The 10,629-nt window shown below is 49.1% G+C and carries 5 protein-coding genes; all 5 read right to left on the bottom strand.

Features of this window, described 5'->3' with window-relative positions; genetic code table 11:
• Positions 1-2,049, bottom strand: a 2,049-nt coding sequence (locus PAT3040_RS17640) for an ATP-dependent helicase (protein WP_108993763.1), incomplete at its 3' end; no start/stop codon positions are given.
• Between the two features lie 100 nt (positions 2,050-2,149).
• Positions 2,150-2,953, bottom strand: a complete 804-nt coding sequence (locus PAT3040_RS17635) for an MgtC/SapB family protein (protein ID WP_258235026.1) — start codon at positions 2,951-2,953, stop codon at positions 2,150-2,152.
• Positions 2,954-3,044: 91 nt separating this feature from the next.
• Positions 3,045-3,776, bottom strand: coding sequence for a glycerophosphodiester phosphodiesterase (locus PAT3040_RS17630; protein WP_108993762.1), 732 nt, complete (start codon positions 3,774-3,776; stop codon positions 3,045-3,047).
• 39 nt (positions 3,777-3,815) lie between these two features.
• Complete coding sequence (locus PAT3040_RS17625) at positions 3,816-10,004, bottom strand: CehA/McbA family metallohydrolase (RefSeq protein WP_258235025.1); 6,189 nt, start codon at positions 10,002-10,004, stop codon at positions 3,816-3,818.
• 46 nt (positions 10,005-10,050) lie between these two features.
• The coding region (locus PAT3040_RS17620) for an SGNH/GDSL hydrolase family protein (protein ID WP_258235024.1) at positions 10,051-10,629 on the bottom strand (579 nt) is incomplete at its 5' end.

Raw genomic sequence — 10,629 nt, 5'->3', positions numbered from 1 at the left:
GGCAAATTCCCCGCCCGCCGCCAGCCGCTTGGCCACGACGGCTTTCGCCTCCGCCGCACGCTTCTCCGGCTCCACGATATCGCGCATCGCCTCCATGAAGGAGGATTCCGCCGTCTCTTCGCCGTCCCGCTTGCTGTACGAGATCAGCTCCAGATGATAGCGCGCCCGCGTCATGCCTACATAGAACAGCCGTACCGCTTCTTCCATTAGAGGCTGCTCGCCCGTGCCGCCGTCCTTCTTATGCGGTCCGGCATACTTGGCATCTTCCGACGAAGGGATGATGCCGTCGATGAGATCCACCATATAGACGCGGTCGAACTCCAGCCCCTTGGCGCTATGAAACGTGGAGAAGGTGACGGCATTTTGCCCCCGCCTGCCCTTGGCGGTACGGAGCAACGTCTCCAAATATTTGAGCCTGGCCGCGAAGTCCTCCATGCTCTCCAGCCCGTCGGCGATTTCCTCCAGCGTGTTTAGAATGCCGATCAAATACTCTTTGCGGAAGCCCAGTCGCTCGCACATTTTCTCCAGCGCCTTCTCGTATCCCAGCCGTCCGCGAATGACCGCGATCGCCTGTTTCGGCGGCATGCCCCGCATGCCCTGGAACGTCTCTTTGGCATCCGCAATCGGCTTCGTCTGGTAGTCATGCAGCTTGACGAACTGCAGCAGATTGTCGAACACCGACTCGTTGTTGTCAATTTCCTTGAGCACCGCCATCTGATGTTTGCTGATGTAACCGTTCAGCTTCAGATGAATGCGCTCCAGCAGATCCGCGCGCCGATCCGTAAACGTCATCCGCATAAAGTTGAGCACGTCCTCCACCACCCAGTGGGAGAAAAAGCGGTTGTCCGCATCCTTCATATAGAAGGGAATGCCCGCGCGGTCGAATTCGTTCATCAGCACGATGGACGAAGCGTTGTTGCGAAACAGCACCGCAGTCTCGGACAGCTTCTCTTCCCGCTGCAGCCGTTTCACGAGATATTTGGCCTGCTTGCGGTAGTCCGAGAATCGCTTGAACTTTGGCTTGTCCCCCGCCCCGTTCTTCGTGAACATATTTTTGGGATAACGGTTCTTGTTCCGCTTGATAAACTGGTTCGCCGCCTCCACGATCCCCCCGTCCGACCGGTAATTCTGCTCCATAAACAGGATCGCGGCCTTGGGGTAGCTCTCCTTGAAGTTAAGCAAATAGGACGGCTCCGCCCCCCGCCAGCTATAGATCGACTGATCGTCGTCGGCCACGACGCACAGATTCCGATGACCCCGGACCAGCTTCTCGACGATCGCATGCTGCACCATGGACGTATCCTGGCTTTCGTCCGTCAGCACGTAGTCGTAGCGCCGTTGGTACTTCGCCAGCATGGCGGCGTCCCGCTCCAGCGACTCCTCGGCGATCGTAAGCATGTCGTCGAAGTCGATGAGCCTCTTTGCATGACCAGTCCGCTTGAAATTCTCATATTCCCTCGCAATATCGCCGGCATTCGCGACATCCGTCTTAACGGAGTCCCAATCGGCCTCGGGAATCATTCGATTTTTAGCGTAGCTGATAAAGGTCGTAAGCTCCTCCAGCTGATCATCCGTTATATTCTCGCCGTTTACGCGCTTGAACAGGTTGCGCAGAATGATCCGCTTGTGCAGCGGAAGCCCTTCTTCGCCGAGCGCCTCCCCGTCCTCTTCTTCTTCGGTCCTGCCCTCGATAATCTGATACGACGTGCCGTCTCTCCACAGCCGTTCTCTCGCGATCTCGAACGCGAGACTATGAATGGTAGAGAAATCGACGGGAGGCAGCGCGGGGAAAAACCGGGCGAACCGGTCCCTCATATCCCTCGCCGACGCCCGGCTGAACGTCACGGCCTTGATCCGCGAAGGGTCCGCGCCCTTCTCTTCGATGATGTAGCCGATGCGCATAATCATCGTCGTCGTTTTGCCGGATCCGGGCGAAGCAAGCAGAAGCAGCGGTCCCTCCGTCTGCAGGACGGCTTTCCGCTGCACTTCGTTTAGCTCGACGCCGAGCTCCCTTTTTTTGCGCGACAGAAAATCGTTGTTCCCCTTCATGCTCCCCTTGCCCTCTTTCCGCCCTCAGACTTGCTTGTTGCACTATTGTATCACAATCGGCGCCTGGGGGCTGAACGGGTGGGAGTCTTTGCGGATATCGCTACGAAGAAACCGGGATCTTTTTGCCCTTGCCCCGGAGCTTGGCAGCCTGCTTGTCCACAAAGAGCACGCTTTCAGAATCGATCTCCAGAACGCCTTCGAGCTTCATGATCTCTTCCATCGCCTTCAGAAAATCGCTGGCCTTGAAGCCTTTCAATTTGAACTGAAGCGTTGTGCAATCCCCATCGGCATCCGATGTTTCGTCGCTGCGCCGGAACTCTATCCGTTCCTGCTTGATCATCAGATTCGATATTCGAATGTTATTCTCTTCGAACACCATGGCAATTCGCCCCCACAATCCGGGGCTGTCCATCACCTTCAGTTCGATTGACTGGTACCGACGATTGCGCAGCAACACCTTCTCCCACTTGTTAAGAACATACAAGCTGATCAGCACCATCAGTGTACACACCAGCGCGCCTGTATAGAAGCCTGCGCCTACGCAGAGACCGATCGCAGCCACCGTCCAGATCGATGCCGCCGTCGTCAATCCTTTAATCACATTGCCATTGCGCAATATCGCGCCGGCCCCCAGAAAACCGATGCCGCTAATCACTTGCGCCGCCAGCCTTGCAGGATCGACTCGGACATTGGCTTCGTCGATAAATTGACCAAAGCCGTAGCTAGACATGAGCATGATGGTTGTAGAGCCGAGACAGACCAAAATATGCGTACGGAAGCCCGCCGCATGGTTGCTCCATTCGCGTTCTATGCCGATCAGGCCGCCCAGCAGCGCCGATAAAACCATACGGATTGTTAAATCCAGCCAGGATATTTCCCACACGCTTTCCATCTCCATTAACATCGACTATCACCCTTTCGCCATTGCCTACACGGAAATGGGGATTTATTCAGTAGAAAAGGGCCATGAGATGGCCCTTTCTTCTAATGCTCGATTATTGTTCCAGCACCCTTCTTAATAGCTCGGGCTTATTTGTAATAATGCCTGCTACATCCAATTCAATAAGTCTTTTCAAATCCGCTTCTTCATCAACAGTCCACGTATAAACGGTTTTGCCCGCATGATTTGCAATGTCCATAAAGGCTTCTGTTACAAGCGAGTGGTGCGGATGCAGCGAAAACACCTCGACTCCCGATTCGTTCTCGAACTTTTTGAAATCTGCAGCCTCGAGATCGTAAAGCAAGCCAATTCGAATTTCAGGCAATAATACTTTTAGCTCTGCCAAGCATCCATAATGGAACGATGATACGACTGTACCTCCGATCCGGTCCGTTTTTTTTAATACGTCAATTAAGCGATCTAACATCCCGGGCGTTTCGGCAGCTTTTATTTCCACATTAAACTGTACATTTGCAGGTACCTTCGTCAACACTTCTTCTAGCAGAGGAACATATTCCCCGGCATATTGATCGCTAAACCACTTGCCGCAATCATAACCCTTAATATCTTTGTAATTTAGATTAGCGATGTCGCCTGCGCCATTAGTCGTGCGATCTAATGTGTGGTCATGAATAACGACGACCTGCTTATCCTTGGTAAGATGAACATCCAGCTCGATCATACCGCATCCCTGCCTGACACCTAGCATAAATGCCGCTAAAGAATTTTCGGGAGCCTCCGCCGAAGCACCGCGATGCGCGATTACAAGTGGCTTTGCCGCTTTCATTCTGTTTCCTCCATTTTAAATAGAAATAATGGGGCATAACTACGGAGTAAAGGAAATACCGCCCGCTGCGTTAATTCTCACCTTATAGCTAGCCGTTTTTCCTTGATAGGATGCGGTAATCGTGACCGCACCTGGACGGTGAGCGGTTACAACGCCAGATTCAGATACAGATGCCGTCCGCGGCTTGCCGCTTGTGTACGTTGCGCCTTCGCTTATCGTTTGCCTTGTTCCATCTTCGTAGATTGCAGTAAGGACTAAACTTAAGGTAGAATGCGCCTGCATACGCGGATCCAATCCGCTAAGCTCAAGCCGAATCAATTCAGGCTCAGGCGGAACGTCCTTTTTAACAATAACTAGCTCATAGGATGAAATCAAGCCCTCATACTCCGCCGCGATAAGCACGGTCCCTTCCGATTTCGCCGTTACTACGCCGCCAGCGCTGATCTCCGCAATACTTGGATCACTGCTTGTATAGGTGACGTCCGTCTCTACCTTTTCACGGCTTCCATCGCTGTATACTGCAATGGTCGTCGTTTGATCGCTCTCTCCAGCGATCAGTACAGCCGCTCCTTCGAGCTCAAGCTCAATCAGGGTAACGGGCTCTTCTTCGTCGCCTTCCGATACCGATTGTAAAACAGGACGTTTAGCAACATCATCCCATTTCCAGATCGCGTTAAAGTCCCAACCTAATCTGTCTGTATAGGTGGATGGAGTCTCTATCTCCGTTTCAGATAGACCTAATCCTTTAAGCGTTGTTAATGCTCCTTCAGCAACACCTTCTTTATTTACAATCATGCCGTCAAATGCATAATTATTTTCGAGAGTGGCGGTGTGCCCCGTAAGAACCCGTCCCATTACACGGTTCGCCATCGTTGGCGCTGTAACCGAAGGACCTATAGCAATGACATTTCTGACGACCGTATCATTGTATCCATAGCCAGTCACTCCGCCCGCATTGCTCGTAATCGCCCGAACGGTTCCGGACGCATACACGTTTTCCGTTAAGCTGCCCGCGTTCGTTATTCCGATTATTCCGCCGGCCTGACTTACCTGGGCGGTTACATCCGCGGTAGAGTAGCTGTTCCTAACGATACCGTTGGAATAGCCTGCTAGCCCGCCCACTGTGCTGGAGCCCGTAATGGAGCCTGTTGAAAGACTATTCTCTACCTCGCCATTGTTCGTGTTGACGAGTATGCCTATTCTGCTCCCGCCAGTGACGCTGGCATCTATCATAGCGATATTTTTAATCACTCCGCCATTTAGATGGAATAAGCCGCCGCTCGCGGAATTAAAGTTAACTATTTTTTTCCCGTCGCCATCGAAAACGCCGGTGAAGGAAACCACTTTAAATAGTGATTCGGCCGGTTGTCCGGAATAATCCAAATCTTGATCCAAAATATATTTTTCCGCCGGGAAGCTTTCCATCACGTTCAGATCAGCTATGGATTTGATTTTGTAATAACCTGCTTCATTTCTTTCCAATGGCACGACAGGCTCTTTCGCCTCTTCAGGATTACTGCTTAATACCGGACGCTTTAACGTATCGCTCCACATCCAGACCGACTCAAAATCCCAATTCAGTCTATCGGTATACGTAATAGGGTCTTCGACTTGCTGCTTTGATAGCCCTAAACCCTTTCTATTATTGGCAGCGGCGATACTTTCTCCTTCTTTATCCACGATCATGCCATCGAACGCATAATTATTCTCAAGCGTTGCGGTATGCCCGGCAAGAACTCGTCCCACCACACGGTTCGCCATAGTTGGAGTCACGACTGAAGGGTTAAGAGCCATAACGTTTCTGACGACCGTATCATTATAGCCGTAGCCAGTCACTCCGCCTGCATTGCTTCTAAGCGCCTGAACGGCTCCGGATGCATACACGTTTTCCGTCAAGCTGCCTGAGTTTGTAATTCCGATCAGACCGCCAGCCTGGTTCAGCTGTGCCGTTACATCTGCAGTCGAATAGCTGTTTCTCACGATGCCATTGGAATAGCCCGCTAGACCGCCCACAGTGCTGGAGCCTTCGATCGAACCCGTTGCATAACTATTTTCTACCGTTCCGTTGTTCGTGTTAACGAGTATGCCTATATTACTCCCGCCAGTTACGCTTGCATCTACCATAGCTATGTTTTTAATCGTCCCGCCATTTAGATGGAACAAGCCGCCATTTTCTGATTTAAAGTTGTATAACGATTTATGATTTCCATCAAAAATGCCAAGGAAAGGCGTCCCCTTAAATAAGGGTTCAAAAAGCTTCCCTTCAAAATCAAGATCGTTTTCCAGTCTATAATTTTCATTCGGAAATTCAGAAATAATCCCCAAGTCGCTAATTGAACGGATGATATAATATCCGTCTTCGTTCTGATCAAGCTTCGGCTTAGGCATATTGTCTTCGTTAATTTGTTCCAAATTGCTTTGCAGCAATGGACGTTTGGCCTCTTCACTCCAGGTCCAGATCGAATCGAAATCCCAACCGAGGGTCTCTATGAAAAAGGATGGCTTCGCGAATACGAGTGAACCGACCCCTTGACCCTTTTCATTGTTCGGATCATTCACTGTAACATTCTCGCTGCTAACGAACATATTTTCATCGGCGTAATTATTGACTAAAGTGGCTGTATCCCCGGCTAACACTCTGCCGACAATTCGATTGGATGCCGTACCTGTAACAACTGACGGATTTAATGCCATACTATTTCGAATGACCGTATTGTTATATCCGTATCCGCTGATACCGCCGGCATTTGACTCTTCTGCTATAACTGCTCCCATGGCATAGACCTGTTCCGTTACACTGCCCCGATTGGTAATCCCAATGATACCGCCGGCTTGCTTGCCTCGTGCACTGACGCGAGCAGTAGAATAACTGTTTTTTACGATACCGCTCGAGAAACCCGCAAGCCCGCCAACCGTAGAATTGCCTCTAATAGATCCGGTGCTGTAAGCATATTCCACGATTCCGTCATTCTGATCGACCAGGATCCCAATATTGCTTCGGCGTACATCAATGTCGGCATTGATTATTCCAACATTTCGAATCGTCCCTTCATTAATAGCAAAGAGACCCGCGCCGCCCGAGGAGACAACAACGCCTGTAATCGTATGTCCCCTCCCATCAAACTGCCCGGTAAATGGCGTGTCATTCGCGCCAATTGCTTCAAAAAACAGACCCTTGCCATCAATGTCCCGATCTAAAATAAAATGTTTGTCCGGAAACTCACGCATTTTATGAAGTCCGCTGGCACTTTTGATTTGATATGGGTTGTCTTCCGAACCATCGCCCAGCATTCCTTCTTTAGCGATTAACGGGTCCGTTAACGGTTCTCTATCGATTGGATTATTAACCAGTCTTACGACGATCGTATGTTCATCGCCAAATGCAAGAGGGTTGTCCAATAGGATGATTTGTTCACGTCCGAGATGTTCTAGTGTCGCTTCTTGAATAACCGTTTCCAACAGCTGTTCGCCTGTATGATCACGTTTCTCCCCGATAACGGTGACACGTTCAACCCCGCTCGGGTAATTCAAAACCCCAACGCCCTTCAAGACATTATTTTCTATAATGGCGCTCGTTAAGTTCAAATAATTTTCAGGTTGTTTCATCGTAAATGAATCAATTTCTAACCCGTCGCTATTGTAAGCTTTCAAAGTGAGGGATTGATCGTTTGACTCTAAAATAACGCCTGTCTGCTTCTTTTCATCGTAAACGATATGATCCCAGTCAAATGATTTATTATCATGGAATGTTGGACCTGATGAACCAACCGTCACAAAAGTTGTACCTAGATTCATCGCTTCTTCCGATACATCCTTTTCACCGTTACGTATAGTTGTCCGTTTGTAGACATGATCATGACCGCCAATGTACAAGCTCACGCCAAGCCGTTCGAATGCTTGAGACAATTTCGCTCTCATCATATCCATCCCGGTCTCATCGCCGGATTGACCGCCATAATAAGGATAATGCCCCATGACGATTTTCCACTTTTTATCGGTTGCCCGCATATCTTTTTCCAGCCATGACAGCTGCTTGTCGAAATCCACCATAGAATTCAGAACAGCGATATGCATATCGCCATTGTCAAATGAATAATTCGTTTCCCGATAACTGCCTCCGCCATTCTTCGGCAGGTTAAAAAATCCGGAGTACGGCCCGAATTTCCGCTCCGTCGCATGTTCGCGATCCCCGACAATAGGAGCAGAAACAAGAGCCAAATCGTTGTTGTAAATGTTGGTAAACACATCATTCCAAGCATAATGATTGCCGCCTAGCCAGGCCAAGTCGCCGACTTGAATCACAGTCTGTCCGTTTGCGTTTTTCTCCCGCAGAACGTCCAACATATCCGTAAAGAGTTGGAAGCTTTCCGGATTGCGATCGGGAACTTCAAGATCCCCCATCACATACATGACGGCTTCTTCTGTAGCTGGCGCGGTCCTGAAGCTATAACTGCTGCTCCAAGGTCCAGTCGGCGAAGCCCCATATCGATAGTCATAGGTTGTCCCTAAATCGAGATCTGTTAAGTTCGCTTCATGAGCTGCAAGCACGCGATAGTTGCTCTTGGCAAACGTATCGCCATAGGCGACTTGAAAATACGAAACTTCCGCTTGGACCGCTTCAGCATTGTCCCACGTCGCCTCTGACTCCGGCTTAAACTGAACATACGACGTTTCTAATGCCTTATCCGTCACCAAATTGATGCCAACTTCATGTTCGTTTGCACCTACATTAACAATAGGTTGAAATTCATTTAATATTTTATCGGCATCCAGCGTTTGTTGATCAACAAGCAAGCGAATAAGTTCAACACGCGTATCTCCTTGAGAGTCGGTTGCTACATACTTAATGAAATATTCCCCGTACATCTCGACCTTGAATTGCCGATTTGCAACAGCTACTTCTCCTTTATCATTAAGAACGATCGCTTCCACCGATAAAGATTGACCGCGATTATCCGTCGCCGAAGCGCTAAGCACTTCTACTTGATCCCCAAGCTTAATCGTAGCCGGATATTGTCCTTGCACCGTAATTTCAGGCGCATGCACCGTGCCCCTCGTTTCCTCGCCAATCCAGATTGGAGCACTTATAGCTTCTTCGCCGTCCCCTTGGAAAGCTCTAACGAGGAAATAGTCCCCATCCGTACTTGCAAAGGTTTCTTGCATTTCAAATGGATTGCTGGCAATATTGCTGTACTCCTTGACGATTTCGCCGCTGTTTTTGTACACAACGACTTTATCCAAATGATCAGTGGCATCAGGGTCGTTTATTCGTATATGAAGACTAATTTCATTTGTATCGGCTGGAAGGATCGCCCCCATCATCTGACCGTTTGCCGAAACCGCCATTTCTAAATTACGATCAAATGATACATAGGTGCGATGATTTCGCATCGCCTCGTAAAGACCTTCTCTTGTGAGATTATCCCCCCACATTCCGGTCACATGGGGCTGTACCATCCCCCAGTTTCCTTTGTGCTCGTCTCCGCCAAACACAGGGGATACATGCCAGCCTCGATCTAACGCCTTGGTATAGATCGCAAAATCATTGGAGGATTTGTATTCCATCATGTTCAGGTTTCTGTCAACATCCCGGTTATAGTGTTTAAATTCATTAAAGCTCCAATTTCCCGACGAACGTGGATGATTAAACTGAGCAATCGCGTTAGGATCTTGGGCAAGTCTTGCGTAAAAGGTTGGCAAATCGTATTTGATGTCGCTCCAGCCCCAAGTGCCATCCGCACCTACTCCATGTGTTCTTGCAAACCATGGGGCATTAAATACGTTAATATGGCCCGATTCATCATACCAAGTCACTTCTGTACCAGGCAGCGTAATAAATTCGTTATCACGATTGTGAGCATCTGATTGCTCATGCAGCAGCTTGTATTCTTCTGAATAAGAGTCCTGTACATTCGTAATAAAATCACTGCCCGTACTGATGTCATAAGTGACGTCGTGTTCAGTCACAGCATAAAAATCAAAATCCGTATTTGCTTTCACAAAATTGTAAGCATCGTTAGGCAGCAATATCCCATCGCTAAGAGATGTATGGGTATGCATGTGACCTTTAAACAGGGAAGCTCCTAAGTACTCGGCTCTCTCTTTAGTAGAATCAACACCTTCTTTCTCTGAAGACGCGAATACCAAAATTCCGTAACTAAGACTTACAACCCCCGCAATGATACAAGCCAGCATAATAAAAGGCAGTCTTCTTCTTTGAGACTTCACTCAAATCCTCTCCTTTTTCGGCTGTTCATCTCATCTATCTTGTTAATCACAGTCGCAACAATGACTTAATGACAGGTGCAAGCGATTGTGCTATGCGCAAAAATCCGAGGTCAGTTGGATGTGTTCCGTCAACCGTACATTCTTCGGCGGAATCATTGCCCAGCAGCTTAAGGCCGTCAACGAAATGGATATTATGGTCACCTTCTTTCCGCCTCTGTTCCACATTCTCGATCTGAATCAGCCTGCGGCGATCATTAAGCTCCCTTCTCTTCATATAGAACTGGTCTTCGGCAGTGCTGATCCTGGAGACTACAAGTATAGGGACCTCGGGATGACGCTCTCTTAATATTTGGATAAAAGCAGGCAGCGTTCGTGCGATGTTGCCGGCCTCGCCCGTATTCCCTTCATAATCAAGAATAATAAGCGCCGGATCATCGATTTCCGAAATAATATGCGCGAGCTCCGGTTCGCCCTTTCCATTCCCCGAGAAGCCAAGATTTACGAACTCCATCGGAATCATACGGCTGAGAATATTGGTATAAGCCATACCCGGCCGGGAGGCGCATCCCCCTTGCGTAATCGAAGTTCCATATATAATGACGGGTTTACTGCTTGCATAGGCAGG

Origin of the sequence: Paenibacillus agaridevorans, assembly GCF_003112455.1 — a bacterium.
Taxonomy (GTDB): domain Bacteria; phylum Bacillota; class Bacilli; order Paenibacillales; family Paenibacillaceae; genus Pristimantibacillus; species Pristimantibacillus agaridevorans.
This window is presented reverse-complemented; position numbering and strand designations above follow the sequence as displayed.